Origin of the sequence: Weissella kandleri (assembly GCF_045504165.1) — a bacterium.
Classification (GTDB): domain Bacteria; phylum Bacillota; class Bacilli; order Lactobacillales; family Lactobacillaceae; genus Weissella; species Weissella kandleri_A.
Map to the genome: position 1 here is coordinate 18,223 of NZ_JBJJNY010000009.1, position 25,083 is coordinate 43,305.

Here is a 25,083-nt window from a genome sequence, read left to right on the forward strand (position 1 = left end):
GTGTTTGCGGCTACTTTGATTGATGGATAATAAAAATACAAATTTAATGTAATTATTTCGTAGTGGTCACGTAGGTGATTTTAGTAAAGAGGTAGCGTAAGCGATAGAAATAGTGTTAAAATAACGAATAAGTTTCACATAGTAATAATTTTTAGCGCGTGGGGATAAGCAATGAGCCTGCCGCGGTTTTGAAATCTAGCAAAAATGGAGGCTATATTTTAGATGACGAAAGATTTTATTCAACCAATTAATCAAACAGTCAAAGCGATGACGATTGATGGCCTAACCGGTTTTCAAAAGAAACTTTCTGGGCTTGATGATTTAGTATACTTAACTTTTGGAGAACCCGGGTTTAATGTTGATGATCGGGTTAAACAAACCATGATTCAAGCAATCGAAGATGATCATTCACACTACGCCGTAGCTGAAGGTGATTTGGCATTACGGCAAGCTGCAGTCGATTATTATGATCGGAAGTTTGATTTACATTTTCATGGTCCTGAAAATGTCATCGTTACCTCTGGGGTGACTGAATCGATTTATGCGTTGTTCCAAACTTTGTTGACACCTGGTGATGGGGTCTTAATTCCAACCCCATCTTACCCTCCATATTTTGCGGCAATTAATATTATTGGGGGTAAAATGTTGAAGTTAGACACGACTTCAAATCACTTTAAGTTGACGCCTGAAGCGGTGGAAAAAGCCTTGGCTGAGACCGATTTGAAAGTTAAAGTTGTTCTCTTTAACTACCCAAGTAATCCCACGGGAGTAACTTATACTGAAGATGAACTTAAAGCTTTAGCGGAAGTCTTCAAAAAGCATCAAATTTGGGTTATTTCAGATGAAATTTATGCGGAGTTAACATATGATGTTAAGCATATGTCAATGATGAACCTGTTACCAGATCAAACGGTATTAATTACCGGATTATCTAAGTCGCACGCGATGACGGGCTATCGGATTGGCTTTGTCATGGGGTCTGAAGCTATTATTAACGAAGTCGGGAAAGTGCATGACACTTTGACTTTCGCGTTACCACAAGTGACGCAAGATGGAGCCCGAGCGGCAGTAACCATTGCGGCTGACGCGCCAGATCAAATGCGCCCAATTTATCAACGGCGCCGTGATTATGCGATGCAGCGAATGTCAGACATGGGCTTTGATGTTGGTAATCCTCAGGGGGCTTTCTATATTTTTGCTAAAATTCCAGAAGACTTTTCAGCTGGTACAGACGGTTTACAATTTGCGTGGGATTTGGCGGTTGAAGGAGGCGTAGGTGTTGCCCCTGGGATAGCCTTCTCGGATGCAACAGCAGAATATATTCGTATTTGTTACGCTGGAGATGATGAAGCCTTAGCGGTTGCAATGGATCGAATGGCAGCTTGGATTGAAAAAAAACGGGCTGAGCGGGCCTAAAGGATTCGCTTACGCAAAGATTGAAGGAGTGCATGATGAATCGGCAAAAAAATTCAACCCAACGCCTGGTTTTAACCGCGTTGTTTATTGCGATTGTCTTGTTACAAAGTATTATTCCTTGGCTAGGATTTATTCCAATTAACCCGATGGTGCGCGTCACTATTATTCCTTTTACGGTAGCTTTAGGTGCCATGATCTTAGGACCGAAAGTGGGGATGTTGTTGGGTTTGGTAATGGGGGCTTTATCTTTTTACCATGCGTGGACCATTCCGATGGGTATCGGTGCTTTAATGTTTCGTGACCCATTAGTGGCGTTTGTGCCTCGGATGTTAGGGGGGATCATTATTGGGTGGCTCTACTGGCGGTATGTGCGCCAGCAACAAGGAGCAAAGCATTTAGTCAGCATGTTTATGATGGGGGCGTTAACGGCTCTGATTAATACGGTGTTGGTAATTATGTTAACGTGGATTCATTTTCGGATCTTTAATACTACGGTAGCAGGGCTTCCTAATAATGTTGGAATTATTTGGATGTTTACTTCTTTAGCTGGGGCGAATGCTGTATTAGAAATCTTTTTAGACGGGGTGTTAAGCCTATTAGTAGGTGGTCCGGTCTTAAAAGCGATTAATAAATTATAAATTTACTAGAATGTTGATGCTAAGGTGGAAAAAGCCAAGGAATCAGCATTTTTTTAGTATAATGGAAACATAGTTATATTATTTAAGTTTAAGGATAAAAGTTTGCTGTTAAGTGGAAGTAAGTGAGGGATTGTGATGTTAAGTGATGTTGAGATTGCACAGAACGCTGAAATTTGGCCGATTGACCGAATAGCCGAACGGGTGGAGTTAATGCCAGACGAATTTGAGCCTTATGGAAACGATAAAGCTAAAATTACGCTTAAAAAAGAACGGGTTCGGGGGAAATTGGTCTTGGTGACCGCAATTAGTCCCACCCCAGCCGGCGAAGGGAAATCGACTGTCACGGTTGGCTTAGCTGATGCAATGAATCAAACCCGGGTTAAAACAATGGTGGCGTTGCGTGAACCGTCAATGGGGCCTGTGATGGGATTAAAAGGTGGTGCGACTGGTGGTGGAATGGCACAAGTTATTCCAATGGCTGATATTAATTTACATTTTACCGGTGACTTTCATGCTTTAACGAGTGCACATAATACATTAGCTGCGCTGATTGATAATAGTTTACAGCAGGGAAATCCGTTGCAATTAGATCCACGGCGGATTGTTTGGAAGCGGGTCTTAGATGTGAATGATCGCGCACTCCGCCATGTAAATATTGGCCTGGGGGGGACAACTTCAGGAGTTCCCCGCGAAAGTGGGTTTGATATTACCGTTGCTTCCGAATTAATGGCAATTTTAACCTTATCGCAGGATTTGATGGATTTGAAAAATCGGATTGAACGGATTGTGATTGGTTATACCTATGATAATGAACCGGTCAATGTCGCACAATTAGGCGTAGCCGGAGCGTTAACGGTGATGTTAAAAGATGCTATTAAGCCTAACTTAGTTCAAACCTTAGAACATACTCCTGCTTTGATTCACGGTGGACCGTTTGCTAATATTGCGCAGGGGACTAATTCCGTTTTGGCCACGGATACGGCTTTGCAATTGGCTGATTTTACCATTACCGAAGCTGGCTTTGGCGCTGATTTGGGTGGCGAAAAATTTATGGATATTAAAGTGCCGATTTTAGGCCAAGCACCTGATGTGGTAGTGGTGGTGGCGACAGTACGGGCCTTAAAGTATAACGGTGGTCAAGCACGAAAAGACTTGCAGATACCTGACTTGAAGGCGCTGAAGGTGGGACTAAAGAATTTAGCACGGCATTTGCAAGCAATGCAACGTTATGGTAAACCGGTATTGGTCGCAATTAATCGGTTTGTGACGGATACCGATGAAGAAGTAGCCTTGATTCAACAATTTACCGCTCAACATGGTAGTCAAGCTTATGAAACCAATGTTTGGGCTCATGGGGGAGAAGGGGCACTTGACTTAGCACAAGCTGTGCAAGAAGTAGCTAATAATGAGCAAACTTTCCAACCATTGTATCAGGCCGACGATAAATTTGAGACCAAGATGCAAAAGATTGTGACTGAAATTTATGGTGGCCGCGGTTATGAATTAGCTCCCAAGGCGCAAAAACAATTAGCCACCTTTAAAACGTATGGTTGGGATAAAATGCCGATTGTGATGGCCAAGACACAATATTCATTTTCTGATGATGCCAAACAGTTGGGGGCGCCTGAAGACTTTATTATTCATATTCGTGAGTTGGAGCTTAAAAAAGGCGCGGGCTTCATTGTGGCGTTGACCGGTAATATTTTAACCATGCCGGGGTTGCCTAAAGTACCATCTGCGAATCGGATTGATATTGATGAAAATGGCCGGATTACAGGCTTGGATTAAATGAATGGTACATTGTAAAACTTTAAATGAGGATAGCGAAAGTGGGTTGAATTAGAATGAATTTGGATGAAATAAAAGATTATGTGCAAACAATGACGCGAAATGATTCTTCAGGACATGATTTTCTACATTTAGAACGGGTTTTAAAAAATGCCGAACAAATCATGCAAAAAATGCCTGATCAAGCCTTTGATGCGGATGTCGTACGGACTACAGTGTTATTGCATGATTTAATTGATGAAAAATTAATTGATGATGTCAATCAAGCCATTGATGATTTAAGAGTTCAGATGCGTGAATGGGGTCTTAGCGATGACGAGCGGGCGGCGGTCTTAGAGATTATGACGCATATGTCTTACTCGGCAAATTTGGAGCAACACTATACGTTATCTACGGAAGGTCAAATTGTTCAAGATGCTGATCGTCTTGATGCACTTGGTGCTCTCGGTATTGGACGGACTTTTATGTATGGGGGATATGCAGGTAATTTGATGTATAATCCAAATGAAGCAGCCCGGAAGGATTTAACGCACGATGAATATCGGAAAAACAGTACAGTGATTAATCATTTTTATGAAAAATTGTTGAAATTAGCTGATTTAATGAATACGGAAAGCGCACGGGAAATTGCTAAGCGGCGGACGGCCTTCATGGAATTCTTCCTCGATGAATTTAAAGCTGAAGTGCAAGGTGAACGCTAAACCTTGCTGTGATAAGACTTTGTAGTCTGTTGCAAATAAAAAATGGCGAAAATATTAAAAAAAATTTGAAAAATCAGCCCAGTGTGTTATTATATTAGTTGTAGATTAGCACTGATAAAAAGAGAGTGCTAAAAAATAAGGAGGAATTCGTATCATGTTGAAGCCATTAGGAGATCGTATTTTGGTCCAAGTTGTTAGCGAAAAGGAACAGACGGTAGGTGGAATCGTGCTTGCTTCGAATGCACAAGAAAACTCAGGAACAGGTGAAGTTGTCGCTGTTTCTGAAGTGACTGTGGGCGATTTGAAAGCTCCTCAAGCGGTTAAAGTTGGTGATCAAGTCATGTATGATCAATACGCCGGTAAAGAAATTGAAAATGACGGGCAAAAGTACATCGTTTTACATGAAAAAGATGTAATGGCGGTTATGTAAAAAATTTAAAATTGCAATCTTTATAGAAATATTTTAAATGAAGCGAGGAAAAATAAAATGGCTAAAGAATTAAAGTTTTCAGAAGATGCACGTGCAAAGATGCAAGCTGGGGTTGATCAATTAGCTAATACTGTTAAAACAACAATTGGTCCTAAGGGGCGAAACGTTGTGATTGAACAAAGCTTTGGAGCTCCAACAATCACTAATGACGGAGTTACAATTGCCAAGTCAATTGACCTTGAAGATCATTTCGAAGACATGGGGGCTAAGTTAGTAGCCGAAGTTGCTTCAAAGACAAATGATATTGCCGGTGATGGAACCACAACTGCTACGGTCTTGGCCCAAGCAATTATTAATGAAGGGTTGAAGAATGTTACGGCTGGGGCTAACCCAGTGGGGGTCCGGCATGGAATTGAGATGGCTACAAATGCAGCAGTTAAGGCGTTGCATGATATGTCAAAGACTGTCTCAACAAAGGAAGAAATTGCGCAAATTGCTTCAATTTCAGCCGCTAATGAAGAAGTTGGGGCTTTGATTGCAGAAGCTATGGAAAAAGTTGGTCATGATGGTGTCATTACCATCGAAGAATCAAAAGGAATTGACACAACTTTGGATGTAGTTGAAGGAATGCAATTCGATCGTGGATACATGTCACAATACATGGTTACTGATAATGAAAAGATGGAAGCCAATTTGGATAATCCATACATCTTGATTACAGATAAAAAGATTGGAAACATTCAAGATATCTTGCCTGTTTTGCAACAAGTTGTTGAACAAGGTCGGTCTTTGATTATTATTGCTGATGATGTGACAGGTGAAGCTTTGCCAACATTGGTCTTGAATAAGATGCGTGGAACCTTCAATGTGGTTGCGGTTAAGGCTCCTGGTTTTGGAGATCGGCGTAAGGAAATGTTAGCTGATATCGCCATCTTGACGGGTGGAACTGTTATTACTGATGACTTGGGCTTGAATTTGAAGGATGTTACAATTGATAATTTGGGACAAGCTGCTAAGATTACCATTACAAAGGATTCAACTACTATCGTTGAAGGAGCTGGTGATAAAGCCCTTTTGGATGAGCGTGTTGGACTAATCAAGAAGCAAGTTGCTGAGACAACTTCTGACTTTGATCGTGAGAAATTGCAAGAGCGTTTGGCTAAGTTGGCTGGTGGTGTTGCTGTGATTAACGTTGGGGCCGCCACTGAAACTGAATTGAAGGAACGCAAGTACCGGATTGAAGATGCTTTGAACGCAACTCGAGCCGCCGTTGAAGAAGGCTTTGTTGCTGGTGGTGGAACCGCTTTGGTTAATGCTATCCCAGCTGTTCAAGCTTTGAAGGCCGAAGGAGATGTTCAAACTGGAATTAGCATTGTTGAGCGGGCTTTGGAGGCTCCTGTGCGTCAAATTGCTGAAAATGCTGGATTAGAAGGCTCAGTAATTGTTAATAAGTTGAAAATGCAAGAAGTTGGAACTGGGTACAATGCTGCCGATGATTCATGGGTTGATATGATTTCAGCCGGAATCGTTGATCCAACCAAGGTTACGCGTTCAGCTTTGCAAAATGCAGCCTCAGTTTCAGCTTTGATGTTGACGACTGAAGCAGTTGTAGCGGACGTACCAGCTGATAACGACGCCCCAGTTGCTAACCCACAAGCTGGAATGGGTGGAATGATGTAAACTATTAGATAGTTTATCAATGAAATTGATTTAAAATAAGAGGTTAAGCAATGATTGGTTGCTTAGCTTCTTTTTTATAGTTTTAAACTAAGCGGTTCACCGTTAATGTATGTTAAAATGAAAGTTAAAAGTTTATTAGGATAAAGGTAATTCTATAAAAAGGATGTATAAGTATGGAACGGACAGGAAATGAGTTAATTGCGCTACTCAAGGCCGAAGAGATTGAACATAAGGTATGGACGGCGGCAGATCAGAGTACAGTGCAATTAGATCCGCTGTTTGATTATGTTGAACAGCAATTACAGGCTAATCAAATGGTCAGTGGCGAAATTATGATTAGTGGGACGGAGCCGATTCATCTAACTTTAGAAAGTAATTTAATTAATTTACCATTACGGTATGTTAATCAAATCAGTAAAATTGTGATTGATGATCCAGCCAAAGAAGTGAACATTTATATGATTGTTGAGCATCCCCATGTGACCCGGTCTGGTTTGCGGATTGAATTAGCCGCTTCAGTGCAAAGTTATCTGGATGATTCAGATTCAGTTAAAGGTAAAATTGCGCAATTTTTTGATCAAGAACTTGAAAGCATTAATAATTATCAAGAGCCCAAAGCAGAGTCTGAGTTAGCACCGGATACTGCTAAAGTAACAAAAGCGGTGAAAAAAGCTACTAAGCCGAAAGCTAAAAAGGAACTAACAAAAAAATCCGCTGTAAAAAAGACGACTAAAGGAGTTTAAGTGGGATGCGGTTTAAAAAAACGAAGTGGATCTTAGCTTTAATTATTGGTAGCCTGATTTTTACAGGATTGATGTTATGGTTTAAAATTCCAACGGGGATTGATCATACGCAAATTAACTTAGGAATGGGTTGGTTAGCGGTGGTGACGGCCGCGGGTGGTCCGATTTTAGGGATGTTAGTGGCCCTGTTTGGGCATGCCGTTCATGATCTCTGGTTTATTGGCAACGCTTGGTGGTCTTGGGTGATTGCGGACGGTTTATTTGGGTTATTGCTTGGTCTAGCGGCCCAACGTTTGAAATTAGGACAAGGGCGGTTGACATGGTCTAAAATTTGGCAATTTAATTTATGGCAATTAGTGGCCAATGTTATCGCCTGGATGGTGATTGCACCATTAGGCGATGTTTTGATTTATGGATCACCCTCAGCGATTGTCTTCAAACAAGGTTGGTATGCGGGAATTAGCAACTTCGTGGTTATTGCAACGATGGGAACATGTGGTTTGTGGTTATATCAAAAAATACATCATTTGCGTCAGGGCAAAGACGCTTAGATTAGAGGTGAAGGGGAACGATGGCAGATATTTTAGAGCTTTCAGAAACTTTGGCCAATCAGATTGCGGCTGGTGAAGTCATTGAGCGTCCCGCGTCTGTGGTAAAAGAATTAGTTGAAAATGCGATTGATGCTCAGGCACATACAATTGACGTGTTAGTTGAAGCGGCCGGTGTTCAATCGATTGAAGTTATTGATGATGGTTTAGGAATTCCAGCTAATCAGGTAAAGGCGGCTTTCTTGCGGCATGCAACGTCAAAAATTTATGATAAAGGTGATTTATTTAAAATTATGACCTTGGGTTTTCGTGGTGAGGCGTTACCTTCGATTGCGTCTGTTGCCGATGTGGTACTAGAGACAGCCATTCCGGGCGCTCAGCAAGGCGCGTATGTGCAAATTAAAGGGAACGAATGGTTAACGGAACGCAGTGGAAGTGCGCGGCAAGGTACGGACATCACCGTTCGTGATTTGTTTTATAATACACCGGCACGCTTAAAATATTTAAAGTCACAGAGTACGGAAATGGCCAAAATTGTTGATATTATTAATCGCTTGGCGTTTAGTTATCCACATATTGCCTTCCGGCTTCAACATAATGGTAAAAAAGTATTAGCGACCTCGGGCAATGATAATTTACAACAAGTGATTAGTTCAGTGTATGGGGTCAATAATGCGCGTGAAATGCTGGCTGTAAAAGCGCATGATGCGGATTTTAAAGTGCAAGGTTGGATTGCTAAGCCCCAAGTGACGCGCTCAAATCGTTCGTATATGACGTTATTAATTAATGGACGTTATGTTAAAAATTATGCTTTGACGAATGCGCTGTTGAAAGGGTATGGCACTCGGCTTATGGTCGGGCGTTTTCCCATTGCTGTTTTACAAATTGAAATGGATCCCCGGTTAGTAGATGTGAACGTCCATCCCCAAAAGTTTGAAGTCCGTATCAGTAAAGAGAATCAACTGGAAGCTTTGTTGGAGCAGATGGTACAAGGGGCTTTTCAAGCAGTAAATCTTATTCCAGATGGGTATGAAAATTTAAATGAGACAGCTGCGAACGCCACTAATTCTAAGGATGAATTGAAGGATGAGGATCCATTAGCCTCAACAAATTTTATTAATCAATTAAATGCTACCTCACAAAAGCAAACCATGGCTCATTTTACGATGCATGAATCGATTGAGCAGTCCGTACCAGAGAACAAGCGGCCTGTGGAAGATATGCAAGTAGTAGTCCCTATTATGGTCGCGACTAAAGCAGATTTAAAAAGAGGCACCGTGCAAGATTTTGCGCATAAATATGAAGGTAATGAAGTAACACCTTTTGGTCCGCAGAATTCACCCCGTTTGCCAGGAATGCAAACTGCTTTGACGTTGAATGAGACGGTTGATGCTAGTGAACAACCGACAGTTAATTCTAGTTTTCCTAATTTGGAATACATTGGACAATTTCATGGAACCTTTTTATTTGCACAAGGGTTGGATGGCTTGTATCTAATTGACCAGCATGCTGCGCAAGAGCGGATTAAATATGAAGCTTTTTATGAACAGCTAGCGCAAACTGGTTTAGAGCAACAAAAATTGTTAGTACCTTTGGTCTTTGAATTTTCAACCGCCGAAATGTTACAATTGGAAGGTGAAAAAACGCAGTTAGAAGAATTAGGCTTACACTTGGAGCAATTTGGTAAGAATACTTTGATGTTGCGTGAACATCCCGGCTGGATGATTGCGGGACAAGAAGAAGCCATTGTACGTGAAATGTTGGACTGGGTGTTACGCGATGGGCGGTTAACGTTGGCTGATTTTCGTGAGCGGACGGCGATTATGATGGCTTGCAAACGTTCCATTAAGGCCAATTGGAAATTAAATGGTACCGAAGCTCAGGGCTTGCTCGATCAGTTACAGCAAACTAAAAATCCTTATAATTGTCCGCATGGTCGGCCGGTCGTAGTTCATTTAACGGATCGGGATTTGGCAAAGATGTTTAAACGGATTCAAGATAGTCATGAACCCTGGCAAGAATATGACCAACATCCTTTCTAGTTTAAAGTGGAGAAAAAAATGAATAATAATGATATTGTGATTCGCTTAAAATATGCGTTATCAATTAGCGATCCAGATATGATGAAAATTTTTAATTTTGGTGGATTACAAGTGGACGCGAGTCTCCTACATAAAATTTTACAAAAGCAAGCCCCAGAAACAGCTCGCGATCAGAATTTAACGATGCGAGAATTAGAACGATTTATGAATGGGTTAATTATTTCGCAACGAGGGATTAAGCGTAAGGCTAATGGAGAGCCAGAGCCTCTGACGTTTGATATGCAAAAAGAAGACGACATTAACAATGTGGTGATGAAAAAACTTAAAATTGCGATGCACTATACCAGTGAAGATTATCAAAGTTTCTTTAAGACTGCAGGTATCAAAGTTTCAAACGCCGAATTAAGTGCAGTTTTACGGCGGTCGGATCATCGAAATTACCGACCTGCTGGGGACCGTTATTTGCGAAACTTATTAAAGGGGATGGGAATGGAATATCATACTAAAAATCATGCCGATTAAAGGAGGACTAAACATGCGGGCACGAGTACTATATGCAACTTTGACAGGAAATAATGAAGAAGTCGCCGATGTGATTATCGCCGAATTGCAACGCCTTCAAGTTGAAACAACCAAAGAAGATATCACGTATGTTGATGCCTTGGACCTTGACCCAGCTGAACAAGATATTTTAGTGACAGTCGTTTATACCTTTGATTTAGGAACTTTAGCGGATGAGGCCCTCGATTTTTACGAAGATTTGCCGGATGCTAATTTAAAACAAGTGATTTATGGTGTCGCCGGATCAGGTGACGTTTATTATGGTGATGATTATGGGACGGCTGTAGATTTATTGGAAGATCAATTTGAAAAGACGGCTGGTATCAAAGGTGCTTCAGGGGTGAAAGTTAATTTACGCCCGGACGCTCAGGCTGTGGAGACCTTACAAAAGTTTACCCAGCAACTTGTTCAAACCGCGCAACAGCGTTAGCAGGCGCTGTGTTTGCACATTTAAACATTTTAGAGTAAAATCTAACCTTGTTATTATGAGAAGATATGCCTATAATGAAATTAATAAATCGTTGATAAAGACACGTTATGAATGCTAAAAGAGAAATAGCGAGATTGTGATTGGTGAGAGACAGTCCTCGGAGCATTGATGATACTACTTTTGAAGACAGTCTAGAAATAATAGATTGCGTTTCCCGCGTTAAGGGAGTTTGAGTATTCCTTTTCGGGAATAGAAAACGGGTGGTACCACGTGGAAACGTCCTGTTCTGGCTATATTTGTCAGAATGGGGCGCTTTTTTATTTTCAATAGATTTAACAATGAGTAAGATTCAATAATATAAGGAGTAAATCATGGCACAAATTGAGATTAAGTTTCCAGATGGAGCGGTAAAAGAATTTGCAACCGGCATAACACCACTAGAAGTGGCAAATGGAATTTCAAAATCGCTCGCTAAGAAGGCGGTTTCAGGTCGCTTAAATGGTGAATATGTTGGAATGCACGATGCAATGGAAGTTGGTGGTGATTTTGAATTAATTACTAAGGATTCGGATGAAGCTTTACGTTTGCTTCGGCATTCAGCTTCGCATTTGATGGCCCAAGCCCTCAAGCGTTTGCATCCTGATATGCATTTTGGAGTAGGACCAGCCATTGATAATGGTTTTTATTATGACACTGATAATGCAGATGGTCAGGTTTCAGTTGAGGAATTCCCTGAGATTGAAAAAATCATGCATAAAATTGTCAAAGAGAATCTCCCAATTGTTTCACATCAAATTTCACGGACTGAAGCCTTGGAAATGTTTAAAGATGATCCATATAAGGTGGAATTGATCAATGATTTGCCTGCTGACGAAAAAATTTCAATCGCGGTGCAAGGTGAACACGTGGAACTAGATAAAGGCGGATTAGTCCCTTCAACGGGGTGGATTAAGCACTTTAAGTTGACTTCAGTGGCTGGGGCTTATTGGCGTGGAAAGTCTTCTAACCCAATGTTGCAACGAATTTATGGGACGGCTTTTTGGAATGATGAAGATTTGGAAGCAGAATTGAAGCGGCGTGAAGAAGCCAAAGAACGTGACCACCGTCGGATTGGGGCACAACAAGATTTGTTCTTTACTTCTCAAGAAGTAGGGTCTGGATTGCCAGTTTGGATGCCAAATGGGGCGGCCATTCGTCGTACGTTGGAGCGTTATATCGTTGACCGCGAATTAGAGGCCGGTTACGAGCACGTTTATACGCCAATTTTGTCAAACCTGGAATTATATAAGACTTCAGGACATTGGGATCACTACCATGAAGACATGTTCCCACCAATGGATATGGGTGATGGTGAATTCTTGGAATTGCGGCCGATGAATTGTCCTTCGCATATTCAAGTTTATAAGCATCACCCTCGTTCATATAAGGAATTACCATTGCGGATTGCGGAACTGGGAATGATGCATCGTTATGAGAAGTCAGGGGCTTTGACTGGTTTATCACGTGTTCGTGAAATGACTTTGAATGATGGGCACACGTTTGTTACCTTAGATCAAATCGAGGATGAATTCAAAAATATTTTGAATTTGATGATTGATGTTTATGATGATTTTGATATTAATGAATATCGTTTCCGCCTTTCATATCGCGATCCTGAGAATACGGAAAAGTATTTTGATGATGATGAAATGTGGGCTAAGTCACAAACCATGTTGAAAGCAGCGATGGATGACATGGGGTTGGATTACTTTGAGGCCGAAGGGGAAGCAGCCTTTTACGGGCCTAAGCTAGATGTCCAAATCAAGACGGCTTTGGGTGGTGAAGAGACGTTGTCAACAATTCAATTAGACTTCTTATTGCCTGAAAAGTTTGATTTGAACTATATTGGTGCTGATGGTGAAAAGCACCGGCCTGTGATGATTCACCGGGGTGTTATTTCAACGATGGAGCGCTTCACCGCACACTTGATTGAGATGTATAAGGGTGCCTTCCCAACTTGGTTGGCCCCTCATCAAGTGCGGGTGATTCCGGTTAATCGGGAAGCTCACAGTGAGTATGCTAAGACCATCGTTGATGAGCTAAAGCATGAAGGTATTCGCGCCGAGTATGATGAACGTAACGAAAAGTTGGGTTATCTGATTCGCGATGCGCAATCATTGAAGATTCCTTATACCTTGGTAATCGGGGATGATGAAAAAGCGCATCAGAGTGTAACGATTCGTCAATTTGGTTCACGGGCTACTGAAACGCTACCATATCAGGACTTTAAGGAAAAATTGTTCGCTGATATTGCGAATTATTCGCGAAGTGAAGGCAAAGCTGAATAAGTAATTTTATTTTGAATGATGGAATACTAGAACCGCTAGCATTAGCGGTTCTTTTTTGTCGGTTGGAAGCAATACGCATGCTTTTGATGTTAATAAAAAGGCAATGCGGATCGACGATCCGCATTGCCTCTTAATGATCGATCAAAATTATGGCCAAAAGATGATTACATTTAATAAAATTAAAATTGTGCTTAGCAAGATGATTTGTAGCATGGACCAAGCGCCGGTTGGGTCCTCCGTTCGTGGAGCGCCCTCGGTAAAGCCATGAGCATGCATGGCATCAGCTAAATGTTCTGACCAGCGGCCAGCATTCACTAAGACTTTAAAATATAATTGAGGGCTCCAGAGGTGGTATTTAATCCCGCGCAAAGCCGCCGCATATTGAATTGTTTTAAGTTGATTTTGAACTTGCGATAATAAATTTAAAGCTGCGATTAAGCCGTATATAAATGTATTTGATAAATGAAACCGTTGATGGACATTTTGGAGCAAGTCTTTGGGAGTGGTCGTCAAGGTTAAGGCCGACCCCATGCTTACGTAGGCAAACAGACGGGCGACATACAGGGTTGCGTTGAATAAACGATCGCCTTGACTAAAGAACCAAAAAGAACACCAAGTTCCAAAAGCAAGGGGAGTAACAATGATTAATGCCCATAAAATTTTATGAGGTGAGACTCTTAGCCATAGCATATAAATTAGGCTGATTCCAATGAGAAAGAGGTTTGGATTGATTTTTAAAGTAAAGGCAATTTCTAATGAAAAAATTACAATGAACCCTAAAAAGAGGGCCGGTTCAAATTGAGAGCGTTGGGTCATGTTGAGCCTCCGGATGCCATAAATTAAGGTGTTGATTATGCAAGACTAATTCATAATCGATGCTATCAGCCAGACCTTGGCGTTGATGTGAAATTAATAAAATACTAGTTTTCGTTTTTTGAACTGTGGCTTGCATGTAGCGACTAAACTGTGCACTAGAAGCTAAATCTAAACCAGCAAAAGGTTCATCTAAGAGTAATACCGGTAGCTCCAGGATTAAGAGACTAATCAATTGGGCCTTTTTTTGTTGGCCTCCCGAGAGGCGATAGAGGCTTTGATCGAGGAGCGGGGTTAGTTGTAAATCATCTAGGGCGGTCTGTAATTGCTCCGCCTGCCAATAGCTGGGGTGTGGATTTTGTTTTTGACTAATTTTAATTTCATCTTTTAAGGTGAGACTGACAAATTGGTCAATTGCATGTTGGAAGCCGGCCCCGACGTAGTGCTCAAAGTGTTTAGGGATTCGACGGCCTTGCCATAGAATGGTGCCTTGTGTCGCCTTGAGTTGTTGAATTAAAACACGAAAGAGCGTTGACTTACCGCTTCCATTGGTACCGGAAAGTAGGCCAATGGTTCCTTTAGGAATTTGAAAAGTGCTGTCCTTAATTAACGTTTGTTCATAAGGTTCCACCGTTAAGTTGTCCCAACGCAAGGGACCAGCTGCTTTTTGGTAACGAGGTGGAAAAGTTAAAGTCGGTTGCTTTGTTAAGGTCGCAGGAGCCGGGATTAAATTTCCTGTTTCGGTGAGTTGTAAAGTTGTATCAACATAATCAGCGAGATCACTGGTGTCATGCTCAATGAGAATTAAGGTTTTATGTTCTTGTTGCTTGAGACGCGTGAGTTGAGCTAATAAGGCTTGGCGTTGCGCTAGGTCGATATTAGCAAAAGGTTCATCTAATAATAAAATATCCGCATCTGTGGCCAAGCTGATGGCTAGTGCTAGCTGTTGCTGCTGACCACCTGATAGTTGGTTGATTTTTTTTTGCGACCAAGAATCCAAAGGTTCGGGAAAAGCCGCCCTAATACGCGTTGGAATTGTTGCCCAAGGTACCTCCAAATTTTGCAAAGTAAAGGTCAATTCTTCTAAAGCCGTGGCCATGGTAAATTGTTGGGTGGCATCTTGAAAAAGTAAGCCAATTTTAGTAGCCCGCTGAGCATTGGTAAATTGTTCTAAAGGGTGACCATCGATAGTAATATCGCCGCTTGACGGCATCAACAGACCGGCCAATATTCGTAAAAGCGTCGACTTACCGGCCCCATTAGCGCCCTGGATTAAAGTTAGCGTCCCGGGCTGAAATTGATAATTGATTTTATCTAAGAGGGGGGTCGTTTCATCTGGATGCGTATAACTTAAATTGTTAATGGTTAAATTGGTCATTTTGGATCACCGTAAACCAGCTTGGTGCAGCATCTTAGCAATTAGATAAACTAAAACACCGGCAAAGAAGCCAATCGAAAGGAAGCGAATAATGAAAAGGCTGATGAGAAGAGATAATTGATAGGCCAGATAACCATTTTGGAAAAGATCCCAAATGAAGGTAATAATGGTCATGAAAATGGTACTGAGGAAAAGATTACGCTTGCTCCAAGTGTGATAGCCGGTGACGGTAAAACCTAATTCGGCGGGAGCACCTTGAATGAAACCGGAAATCAAATTCAAAACACCCCATTGTGAGAATAAGAACATTTCTACGGTCGCAGCGATAACTTCACCTAAAAGTCCCGCTCCGGGCTTTTTAATAATTAAGCTTGCTAATGGTCCGGCCATGACCCAGACGCCGATGGTTAAATCATTGGCAAAAGGTTTTAAGGGAGTCGCAGCGATGAGCGTATAAGGGAGACTCCAGAGTTGGTAGATAACCCCAAAGAAGATGGCAATAATAGCTAAATAAATGACATCCCGAACTTGCCAGCCGGTGGTTTTGTTTGTGTTTGACATGATGAAGCTCCTTAAAAATGATGTTTTAAACAAATAAAAAAGCCAGCGTAAGCAGGACTTAGGCGTGGCTCTCCAATGTTCTCATGGTTAAGGACCACAAGCTCCCTTCGTCGGTGCTAACCGTATCAGGTTCGATGGGTCCTTCTCAGCCCAATTAAGAGCGCCCCAGCTTGTTTAATATGTTCCCTCTCATTGTAGAATATTTTTTTAAAATAAACAAGGTGCAGTCTCGCGTTAAACAGTCTCGCGTTAAATTTGAAACTGGTTGGACGCGACTAAAACCAGGATATAGCATGCAAAAAAGCGCATTTTTTGGTAAAATATTAAACAGAGATGGAGGATGGTAGCGTGGAACATGAATTAAAATTAATCGGGTTAAGTACCAATCATCAACTGGCCCAAAAAATTGCAGATGAAGTAGGTGAACCCTTAATGCCTATGACAATCAACCAATTTGCAGATGGTGAAATTTATGAACGAATTATGGATAGCGTGCGGGGCGCAGATGTCTATGTCATTGCCCCTATTGCAGGCGAAGTAAATGATAGCTTTATGGAGATTATGATTGTCGTTGATGCGCTACGCCGGGCTTCGGCACATCAGATTAATTTAGTCCTACCATATTTCGGTTACGTCCGCCAAGATCGCAAGACCAAGTCGCGCGAACCAATTACTGCAAAAATGGTATCTTCTTTAATTGAAATGAATGGAGTGGCCCGGGTGTTAGCGGTTGATTTGCACGCTGATCAAGTTCAAGGTTTCTTTGATATTCCAGTTGATCAGTTATTAGCTGCTCCGCTGCTCACCGAGTATTTTTTTGAACGCAAATTTGATTTAGAAGATTTGGTTGTCTTTGCACCTGATCATAATGGTGCAGGCCGTGCACGTCAATTTGCTTCAATTTTAGGGACAAATTGGGGTGTGATTAATGATCGTGCAGTGGAAGAAAATATTAAGAGCCCCAATGGAATTGTGGGTGAAGTCGCCGGTAAACGCGTTTTGGTGGTTGATGATATCATTGATACGGGAAAGCGAATGACACGTTCAGCTCAAGCTTTGCGTTATGCAGGAGCTACGGAAGTTTATGTAGCGGCAACGCATGGTGTCTTTTCAGACGGGGCCACTGAACGTTTGGCGGATTGTCCGGAAGTAGAACGGGTGATTGTGACGGATTCTGTTGATATTCCAGCAGAGAAGCGCTTTAATAAGTTAGAAGTTGTGACGGTGGCGCCTTTGATTGCGGCGGCAATTGAGCGGGTCCATGAAGACCGTGAATTATCTGGTTTGTTGCGTTCACGCCATAACCCTGATATTAAAATTTAAGGAGAAATAAAATGGTTTATGCAGCTAATGAAAATCGTTATGAAAAAATGCCTGTGCGGCGTGTTTCTGATTCAGGCTTAATTTTACCCGCCCTTTCTTTTGGGCTATGGCGTAATTTAGGTGATGAAAAGCCTTTAGCTAATTCTCGTGAAGTAATGTTGAAGGCGTTTGATAATGGAATTTATTCATTTGATAATGCTTCTAACTACGGTCCTTCAAATGGAAGCGCGGAAGAAACCTTTGGGGCTGTATATCAATCTGATCTAAAGCCTTACCGTGACGAATTAGTTATTACGACTAAGGCGGGTTATCATATGTGGCCTGGGCCTTTGGGTGAATTCTCAGGACGTAAGACTTTACATGCCGCCTTAGATTTGTCATTAAAGCGGATGCACTTAGATTATGTTGATATTTTCTATGCTCATCGTTTTGATCCAAATACTAACTTGGAAGAGACGGCTGTAGCTTTGGATGATTTGGTGCGTCAAGGAAAAGCTTTGTATGTTGGAGTATCAAATTACACCGCTGAACAAACGGCAGCCATTATTGAAATCTTTAAAGACTTGCGTACCCCCTTTGTAGTTAACCAAGTTTCTTACAATATGTTACATCGTGAAGAGGCTGAAACTGATGGGATGTTAGATTTGTTAAATGACAACCATGCAGGAGTTGTCGCATACGGACCATTGGCTGAAGGATTGTTAACTGATCGGTACTTGAATGGCTTCCCAGCTGATTTCCCATTGCATCGGACTAATGCCGCCTTGGCTCAAAATCCAAATGCTACCGTAGCGAAATTGAACGCTTTGAATGCAATTGCAGCTGATCGTGGTCAAACATTAGCGCAATTAGCGATGGCGTGGTTATTGAAAGATCCACGAGTAGCTTCAATCGTGATTGGGGCTTCAAGCTTAAAACACCTCTTGGATAACGTTAAGGTAACTGATAATATGACCTTATCAGATGAGGAATTAGCTAAAATCGAACAAATTTTAAAGTAGGTTGGTGTAGAACTGCTATCAGCCACTTATTAAACCAAAAATAGCCTAGGGAGGTTAAAAACTCTCTAGGTTATTTTCATGATGAATCAATAGTAAGTTAGTTTAAATATATAAATTCACTAAAACTTGCTATAATGAAGAAATGAATTTCTAGGAGGTATGCGAAATGGGCCGTAAGTTAATTGGGATTGATTTAGACCATACAACGTTAAATGAGGCGGGGCAGGTGAGTCCGGTCACAAAAAAGACTCTGCAAGCGGCCCAAGCGGCCGGACATATTGTGGCAATTATTACTGGTCGTCCGCCTCGTTTAGCGCAGGATATTTATGATCAAATTGGTTTAAAAACGCCGATGATCAATTTTAATGGTGGTTTGGGTTATAATCCACGCCAGCGCTGGGCGGATGCGTACTCATATCAAGTCAAGCGTGATATTGTCTTTGATTTAGTAGAACAGGCACCAAATTTATCCGTGAATACGATTGTCGCTGAACAAGCGCAGCAAGCTTTTGGTCAACGCTTTCCCGGGCGTGAGCAAGTGCCAACTAATTTAACATTTTTCCCTCAAGATCAAGGGCAAAGAGCTGCTTTGACCCCTCAAAATGTACGGGGAGATGTAAATGCTATTTTGTTACATGTCACGCAAAATTCCATTCCGCAAACCCAAAAATGGTTGAAGGCGCGTTATGGGAAAGATCAGGTCACGGTGAAAACATGGGGAGCTGATGATCCGGTCATCGAAGTTGCGCCGGCTGGGGTCGCTAAAGATACCGGATTGCGAGTTTTGCAACGGTCTTTTGCGATTGAACCCGATGATGTGTATGCATTTGGTGATGAAATGAATGATTTAGAAATGTTAGCATATGCTAAGCATGGAGTTTTAATGGTCAATGGGAATCTGGCTTTAAAAACGGTGGCAAATGAAATGACAGATTATACCAATGAAGAAGATGGGTTAGCCCGTTATTTGCAAAAAGTTTTAAAATTGGAGATTCGGGGGGATAAAAAATGACGAAATGGCCGGCAGGTTTTGCAGAAAAGTACCAAATATTATTGGGCGATGAAGCGCCCGCTTTCTTACACGCATTAGAGCAGCCCGGACAAAAAGGCTTTCGCGTCAACCCCTTAAAGGCGCAAACACAGTTATTTGATACAGCACCCCAAGGACGGGTACCGTGGGGTGCATGGGGATATTTTGGTGAGGTTAATGGTCATTCTGTGGACCATACCTCAGGCCTAATCTATTCACAAGAACCCAGTGCCCAATTGGTAGGTGAGGTTGCCCATCCCCGTCCGGGTGAAAAAGTGTTAGACTTGGCCGCTGCGCCAGGTGGTAAAACGACCCATCTTGCTTCGTTTATGAATCAAGCCGGGTTGCTAATTAGTAATGAAATTTTCTATAAGCGGGCGCAAATTTTGAGTGAGAATGTGGAGCGGTTTGGATTAACTAATACTCTGGTCACCAATCATGCCCCAGAAGAATTGAGTCCTCAATTTCCAGAATATTTTGATCGTATTGTTTTGGATGCGCCTTGTTCAGGTGAAGGAATGTTTCGTAAAGATCCGGACGCGATGCAATATTGGCATCCTGATTATCCAGCAGAATGTGCACGCTTGCAGCGAGAGATTTTGACCGAAGCGGTTAAGATGTTAAAGCCCGGGGGTGAATTAATTTACTCGACATGTACTTTTGCGCCTGAAGAAGATGAACAAGTGATTGCTTGGTTGTTGCATGAATACGCTGATTTCGAAATTGTGCCTATTCAGCGGCCAATGGGAGTCGATGCCGGTCAACCGGCGTGGGCCGATGGTAATCCAGCCTTGGCGGGAACGGCCCGTTTATTTCCTCATCATTTAGTAGGGGAAGGTCATTTCGTAGCTCGTTTGCACCGTCGACTATCCGCAGCGGAAGCAAAGAACTCTAAAGCACCTAAGTTGGCACGTACCAATTTGACGGCTGAACACAAAGCGCTTTGGCAAATGTTCCAACAAGCTCAATTACAAGATTATCAGCCCGCTGTTTTAGTAGCATTTGGAGATCAATTATATGCCTTGCCTGCTGGAACCCCGGATTTGGGTCACTTGAAAGTCTTACGGGCCGGATTACATTTAGGAACGTTTAAAAAGAAACGCTTTGAACCAAGTTTTGCTTTAGCTTTGGCGATTAATCCTGCGCAACAAAAGCAGGTTTACAGCTTAAATTTGGAAGAATGGCGTGCTTACGTTCATGGGGATGTTTTCGCTATTTCCGAAGAGTTACCAAATGGTTGGTATTTATTAGTCATGAATGGTAATGGGATGGGTTATGGTAAGTTAGTGAATGGTCAAATGAAGAACTTTTATCCAAAAGGACTTCGTTTTCAACCACGAAGCTAGTTCTGGAATCTGCTGAATTTCAGCAAAAACCATAAGAATGGTGAGAAATAGTGACGATAACGGCTTGATAATGCTAAAATAAGCATATAAAACTGAGAACAAGGAAGGATTTAAAATGGCAACAGATAAGATTACGCCCGAAGAAGTTGAACACGTTGCAGGTTTAGCCAAATTAGCGTTAACTGAGGCTGATAAGGAGGCTTTTACCCACCAATTGGATAAGATTTTTGGCTTAGTTGATACATTGGCTGAAGTGGACACAACTAATGTTAAACCTACATATACCGTAACGGATTTGACGACGGTGCTGCGTGATGATGTAGCGGTTCCAGCAAATGAAACCGCGGACTTGTTGGCAAACGCTCCTGAAACGCAAGAAAACCTCATTAAGGTACCAGCGATTTTGAATGCGGAGGAAGAGAACTAATGAATTTTTTAAAGACGAATTTAAGTGAGCTCCATGAGCAATTAGTGAACGGAGAAATTTCCGCAACTGAATTGACCCAAGCAACATTAGATAATATCGCAGTGATGGATCCGGAGCTAGAAGCTTTTATCACGATTGCTAAGGATCAGGCTTTAGCCCAGGCCGAGCAAGTCGATGCTAAGGGAGTAGCTGGAGATCATAAGTTGGCTGGGATTCCATACGGAGCTAAAGACAACCTTATGACTAAAGGCTTGGAAACCACAGCAGCTTCGCATATTCTAGAGGATTTCAAACCCATTTATGATGCAGCGGTAGTTGAAAAGTTACAAACTGCCGGAGCGGTTAATGTCGGTAAATTAAACCTTGATGAATTTGCAATGGGTTCAACTACGGAAACATCATATTACAAGACGACTAAAAACGCTTGGGATCACACTAAGATTCCGGGTGGATCATCGGGTGGTTCGGCCGCAGCTGTGGCTGCGGGGGAAGTTCCTTTTGCTTTGGGTTCTGATACTGGTGGATCAATTCGTCAACCAGCCGCTTTTAATGGAATTGTCGGCTTGAAGCCAACGTATGGTCGGGTTTCACGGTGGGGCTTGATTGCTTTTGCCTCATCGCTTGATCAAATTGGACCTTTGACGCGGACTGTTAAGGATAACGCTTTGGTCTTAAACGCAATTGCTGGACATGATGAGCGCGATCAAACGTCAGCTAAGCTCGCAGTCCCTGATTTTACGGCTAGTTTAACTGGGGATATTAAGGGCTTGAAGATTGCCGTTCCAACCGAGTATTTTGGTGCTGGCGTTGATGAACGAGTTGCGGATACGGTGCGTGAAGGCATTAAGCAATTAGAGGCACTCGGAGCACAAGTCGAGGAGGTTTCATTGCCACATACGAAATACGGTGTGGCGGCTTATTACATCTTGGGATCATCCGAAGCGTCATCCAACTTACAACGTTTTGATGGAATTCGGTATGGTTTTCGGGCTAATAATGTACAAAGCCTTGAAGAATTATATGTACAGACTCGGACGCAAGGTTTCGGGGATGAAGTAAAACGGCGGATTATGTTGGGAACTTATTCACTATCGGCCGGTTCATATGATGCTTACTTTAAAAAGGCTGCCCAAGTACGGACGTTGATTAATGAAGAATTCCAACGGGTGTTTGCACAATATGATTTGATTGTGGCACCTACTACGCCCAATGTGGCTTATAATTTTGGTGAAAATCAAGATGATCCGCAAGTTGCATATATGAATGACGTTTTGACGATTCCAGTTAATTTAGCTGGTTTACCAGGCTTGTCAATTAATGCTGGTTTTGTGGATGGATTACCAGTGGGGATGCAACTTATTGGTAATCGCTTTGAAGAAGCAACTTTGTACCGGGTCGCTGATGCCTTTGAGCAAGCAACACGACTTTTTGAAAAAATCCCAGGAGGTGTCAAATAATGGCGATTTCTAATTTTGAAACAACCATCGGGCTTGAAGTCCACATTGAATTAAAAACTAATTCAAAGGCAATGTCGCCTTCGCCGGTTGAGTATGGGGCAGCCCCCAACCAAAATACTAATGTAATTGATTGGGGTTATCCGGGAGTATTGCCACAAGCTAATCGTGGTGCAATTGAAGCTGGTATGATGGCGGCTTTAGCTTTGCATGCTGATATTACCCCTGATTTGCATTGGGATCGGAAAAATTATTTCTATCCCGATAATCCAAAAGCATACCAAATCACACAACAATTTGAGCCAATTGCTAAACATGGTTGGCTTGAAATTGAGGTTGATGGTCAAAAGAAGCGGGTCGGAATTACCGAGATGCACGTCGAAGAAGACGCTGGAAAAAATACGCACGGAACTAACGGTTATTCATATGTCGATTTAAATCGGCAAGGAACGCCCTTGATTGAAATTGTTGGAGAGCCTGATTTAACTTCACCGGATGAAGCATATGCTTATTTGGAAGCATTAAAAGAAACCATCCAGTTTACTGGAATTTCTGATGTGAAGATGGAGGAAGGTTCCATGCGAGTTGATGCTAATATTTCTATCCGACCAATTGGTTCTAAGCAATACGGGACAAAAGTTGAGTTGAAGAATTTGAATTCATTTAACTATGTGCGGAAAGGTTTGTTGTTTGAAGAACAACGGCAAGCTAAAGCGTATCTAGCGGGTGAAACTTTAAAGCAACAAACGCGACGCTATGATGAAGCCACTGGTGAAACCATCTTGATGCGGGTGAAGGAAGCAGCCGATGATTATCGTTATTTCCCTGAACCTGATTTAGCACCAATTCATATTGATCAACCTTGGATTGACACGGTCGCTCAAAAGTTGCCTGAGGATGCAAAAACCCGTCGACAACGGTATGTCGAGGAATTAGGCCTAGATGTCTATGATGCAGAGGTTTTGACGCAAACGTTAGCAATGGCTAATTTCTTTGATGCAACCGTGGAACAAGGTGCCAGTGCCAAGCGTACGGCTAATTACTTGATGGGGGATGTGAATGCCTTTTTGAACGCTAATCATCAAGATTTAGAAGATACCAAGCTGACCCCTGAGCATTTAGCAGATATGATCAAGCTCATTGATGAAGATGTAATTTCTACTAAGATGGCTAAGCAGGTCTTTAAAGCGATTACTGACGGACAAGAGCCAGTTCAGTATGTTGAAGATCATAATTTGAAGCAATTGTCTGATCCAGCGATTTTGTTGCCAATGATTGAAGAAGTCTTGGATAACAATGAACAGTCAGTTCAAGATTTCTTAGGTGGAAAAGAACGTGCTACCAAGGCTTTGATCGGCCCAATTATGAAAGCAACTAAGGGAAATGCTAATCCGAATGTGGTGAATGATTTGCTACATCAAGCACTTGAAGCACGGAGGTAATGGCTTTGAAACGGGCACGCATAATTTATAATCCGACATCTGGTCGGGAAGCCGTTCGACGTGATTTAGTCGATATTTTAGCCGTGTATGAGCAAGCTGGTTATGAAACATCGGCTTTTGCAACGACTCCTGAGCCATTATCAGCACAAAATGAAGCACGCCGGGCGGCAGAAGATGGGTTTGAATTGTTAATTGCCGCTGGTGGAGACGGAACTATTAATGAAGTGGTTAGTGGAATTACGCCATTGGAAAAACGACCTAAGTTGGCCATTATTCCGTGTGGGACTACGAATGATTTTGCGCGTGCTTTGCACATTCCACGTAATGAGCCATTAGAAGCAGCGAAAGTCATTTTAAATGGTCAGTCAGCCTTTCTAGACGTTGGCCAAGCGGGCGCCAATTACTTTATTAATATTGCTGCCGGTGGTTCATTGTCTGAATTAACGTATAAAGTACCTTCTAAGTTGAAATCGATGTATGGTTATTTGGCATATGTTGTGAAGGGGGCCGAGCTAATTCCACGCATGAAGCCTATGCATTTACGGATTACCCATGATCATGGTATTTATGAAGGCGCTGCCTCAATGTTTTTCTTAGCCTTAACGAATTCAGTCGGTGGTTTTGAAACAATTGTGCCAGATGCTAAATTGGATGATGGTATTTTCACCGTTCTCGTGGTGAAAACGACGAAAATTCCTGAAATCATGACTTTGATGACGGAAGTCTTAAAGGGTGGTCAACATATTGATAATCCAAATTTGCTGTATTTAAAGTCTAAGGATGTTACGATTGAACCATTAAAGACTGAAGATCAGGTCATGGTGAACTTAGATGGTGAATATGGTGGAGATGCGCCAATGCACTTTCACAATATTCAACAACATATTGAATTTGTTACGAATCTAACTGAAGAAGAACGGCAACGGCTCTTGTAAGCTTTGTCTTTTAAACTCGAAAAGGGCGATGGTTGTCTTTTCGAGTTTTTTTATGATAAAAATCAACCG

23 protein-coding genes and 1 riboswitch are annotated in these 25,083 nt (G+C 42.0%); of the genes, 20 read left to right on the forward strand and 3 right to left on the reverse strand.

Annotation, left to right across the window (positions count from 1 at the left end; translation table 11 throughout):
- The first annotated feature begins 222 nt into the window (after positions 1-222).
- The 12 genes from ACJQWY_RS05290 to thrS all read left to right on the forward strand — a co-directional run bounded on the left by ACJQWY_RS05290 (position 223) and on the right by thrS (position 13,304).
- The gene (locus ACJQWY_RS05290) at positions 223-1,416 is read left to right on the forward strand and encodes an aminotransferase class I/II-fold pyridoxal phosphate-dependent enzyme (RefSeq protein ID WP_407076691.1); all 1,194 of its coding nucleotides are present in this window, start codon (positions 223-225) and stop codon (positions 1,414-1,416) included.
- Between the two features lie 35 nt (positions 1,417-1,451).
- Positions 1,452-2,054: an ECF transporter S component gene (locus ACJQWY_RS05295; protein ID WP_407076692.1), complete on the forward strand. Its 603-nt coding sequence runs from the start codon at positions 1,452-1,454 to the stop codon at positions 2,052-2,054.
- 135 nt (positions 2,055-2,189) lie between these two features.
- On the forward strand, positions 2,190-3,842 hold the full coding sequence (locus ACJQWY_RS05300) for a formate--tetrahydrofolate ligase (RefSeq protein WP_407076693.1): 1,653 nt from the start codon (positions 2,190-2,192) through the stop codon (positions 3,840-3,842).
- 56 nt (positions 3,843-3,898) lie between these two features.
- A complete protein-coding gene (locus ACJQWY_RS05305; protein ID WP_407076694.1) occupies positions 3,899-4,543 on the forward strand; it encodes an HD domain-containing protein in 645 nt (214 codons plus the stop codon).
- 154 nt (positions 4,544-4,697) lie between these two features.
- Positions 4,698-4,973, forward strand: coding sequence for a co-chaperone GroES (locus ACJQWY_RS05310; protein WP_407076695.1), 276 nt, complete (start codon positions 4,698-4,700; stop codon positions 4,971-4,973).
- Between the two features lie 57 nt (positions 4,974-5,030).
- Entirely contained in the window at positions 5,031-6,653 is a 1,623-nt protein-coding gene (gene groL / locus ACJQWY_RS05315) for a chaperonin GroEL (RefSeq protein WP_407076696.1), read from the forward strand.
- Positions 6,654-6,826: 173 nt separating this feature from the next.
- On the forward strand, positions 6,827-7,396 hold the full coding sequence (locus ACJQWY_RS05320) for a hypothetical protein (RefSeq protein WP_407076697.1): 570 nt from the start codon (positions 6,827-6,829) through the stop codon (positions 7,394-7,396).
- A gap of 5 nt (positions 7,397-7,401) precedes the next feature.
- Positions 7,402-7,947 carry an ECF-type riboflavin transporter substrate-binding protein gene (locus tag ACJQWY_RS05325; RefSeq protein ID WP_407076698.1) on the forward strand — a complete coding sequence of 182 codons (546 nt, stop codon included), beginning with the start codon at positions 7,402-7,404 and terminating at the stop codon, positions 7,945-7,947.
- A 20-nt stretch (positions 7,948-7,967) separates the two neighbouring features.
- Entirely contained in the window at positions 7,968-9,986 is a 2,019-nt protein-coding gene (mutL, locus tag ACJQWY_RS05330) for a DNA mismatch repair endonuclease MutL (protein WP_407076699.1), read from the forward strand.
- Positions 9,987-10,004: 18 nt separating this feature from the next.
- The gene (locus tag ACJQWY_RS05335) at positions 10,005-10,508 is read left to right on the forward strand and encodes a YehS family protein (protein ID WP_407076700.1); all 504 of its coding nucleotides are present in this window, start codon (positions 10,005-10,007) and stop codon (positions 10,506-10,508) included.
- Positions 10,509-10,521: 13 nt separating this feature from the next.
- On the forward strand, positions 10,522-10,977 hold the full coding sequence (locus ACJQWY_RS05340; RefSeq protein WP_407076701.1) for a flavodoxin domain-containing protein: 456 nt from the start codon (positions 10,522-10,524) through the stop codon (positions 10,975-10,977).
- A 371-nt stretch (positions 10,978-11,348) separates the two neighbouring features.
- Positions 11,349-13,304: a threonine--tRNA ligase gene (gene thrS, locus ACJQWY_RS05345; RefSeq protein WP_407076702.1), complete on the forward strand. Its 1,956-nt coding sequence runs from the start codon at positions 11,349-11,351 to the stop codon at positions 13,302-13,304.
- Between the two features lie 147 nt (positions 13,305-13,451).
- On the opposite strand, the gene ACJQWY_RS05350 is transcribed toward thrS, so the two are convergent.
- The 3 genes from ACJQWY_RS05350 to ACJQWY_RS05360 are packed head-to-tail and all read right to left on the reverse strand — an operon-like array spanning position 13,452 to position 16,056.
- On the reverse strand, positions 13,452-14,120 hold the full coding sequence (locus ACJQWY_RS05350; protein ID WP_407076703.1) for an energy-coupling factor transporter transmembrane component T family protein: 669 nt from the start codon (positions 14,118-14,120) through the stop codon (positions 13,452-13,454).
- A complete protein-coding gene (locus tag ACJQWY_RS05355) occupies positions 14,098-15,495 on the reverse strand; it encodes an ATP-binding cassette domain-containing protein (RefSeq protein ID WP_407076704.1) in 1,398 nt (465 codons plus the stop codon). Before ACJQWY_RS05355 ends, ACJQWY_RS05350 begins: the two co-directional genes overlap by 23 nt.
- A gap of 6 nt (positions 15,496-15,501) precedes the next feature.
- Positions 15,502-16,056, reverse strand: coding sequence for an ECF transporter S component (locus tag ACJQWY_RS05360; RefSeq protein WP_407076705.1), 555 nt, complete (start codon positions 16,054-16,056; stop codon positions 15,502-15,504).
- A gap of 85 nt (positions 16,057-16,141) precedes the next feature.
- A riboswitch (TPP riboswitch) is annotated at positions 16,142-16,234 on the reverse strand.
- Positions 16,235-16,389: 155 nt separating this feature from the next.
- Here ACJQWY_RS05360 and ACJQWY_RS05365 point away from each other — a divergent pair.
- From ACJQWY_RS05365 to ACJQWY_RS05400, 8 genes are all read left to right on the forward strand, one after another.
- Positions 16,390-17,379 (forward strand): ribose-phosphate diphosphokinase, encoded by a 990-nt coding sequence (locus tag ACJQWY_RS05365; RefSeq protein ID WP_407076706.1) that lies wholly within the window; start codon positions 16,390-16,392, stop codon positions 17,377-17,379.
- Positions 17,380-17,390: 11 nt separating this feature from the next.
- Positions 17,391-18,380 (forward strand): aldo/keto reductase, encoded by a 990-nt coding sequence (locus tag ACJQWY_RS05370; protein WP_407076707.1) that lies wholly within the window; start codon positions 17,391-17,393, stop codon positions 18,378-18,380.
- A 166-nt stretch (positions 18,381-18,546) separates the two neighbouring features.
- On the forward strand, positions 18,547-19,392 hold the full coding sequence (locus ACJQWY_RS05375) for a Cof-type HAD-IIB family hydrolase (RefSeq protein ID WP_407076708.1): 846 nt from the start codon (positions 18,547-18,549) through the stop codon (positions 19,390-19,392).
- Entirely contained in the window at positions 19,389-20,756 is a 1,368-nt protein-coding gene (locus ACJQWY_RS05380; RefSeq protein WP_407076709.1) for an RsmF rRNA methyltransferase first C-terminal domain-containing protein, read from the forward strand. Before ACJQWY_RS05375 ends, ACJQWY_RS05380 begins: the two co-directional genes overlap by 4 nt.
- Before the next feature lie 115 nt (positions 20,757-20,871).
- A complete protein-coding gene (gene gatC, locus ACJQWY_RS05385; RefSeq protein ID WP_407076710.1) occupies positions 20,872-21,183 on the forward strand; it encodes an Asp-tRNA(Asn)/Glu-tRNA(Gln) amidotransferase subunit GatC in 312 nt (103 codons plus the stop codon).
- A complete protein-coding gene (gatA, locus tag ACJQWY_RS05390; RefSeq protein ID WP_407076711.1) occupies positions 21,183-22,640 on the forward strand; it encodes an Asp-tRNA(Asn)/Glu-tRNA(Gln) amidotransferase subunit GatA in 1,458 nt (485 codons plus the stop codon). The genes gatC and gatA overlap by 1 nt, the downstream gene beginning before the upstream one ends.
- Positions 22,640-24,079 (forward strand): Asp-tRNA(Asn)/Glu-tRNA(Gln) amidotransferase subunit GatB, encoded by a 1,440-nt coding sequence (gene gatB, locus ACJQWY_RS05395; protein WP_407076712.1) that lies wholly within the window; start codon positions 22,640-22,642, stop codon positions 24,077-24,079. The genes gatA and gatB overlap by 1 nt, the downstream gene beginning before the upstream one ends.
- Positions 24,079-25,014: a diacylglycerol kinase gene (locus ACJQWY_RS05400; RefSeq protein ID WP_407076713.1), complete on the forward strand. Its 936-nt coding sequence runs from the start codon at positions 24,079-24,081 to the stop codon at positions 25,012-25,014. The genes gatB and ACJQWY_RS05400 overlap by 1 nt, the downstream gene beginning before the upstream one ends.
- The last annotated feature ends 69 nt before the right edge of the window (positions 25,015-25,083 follow it).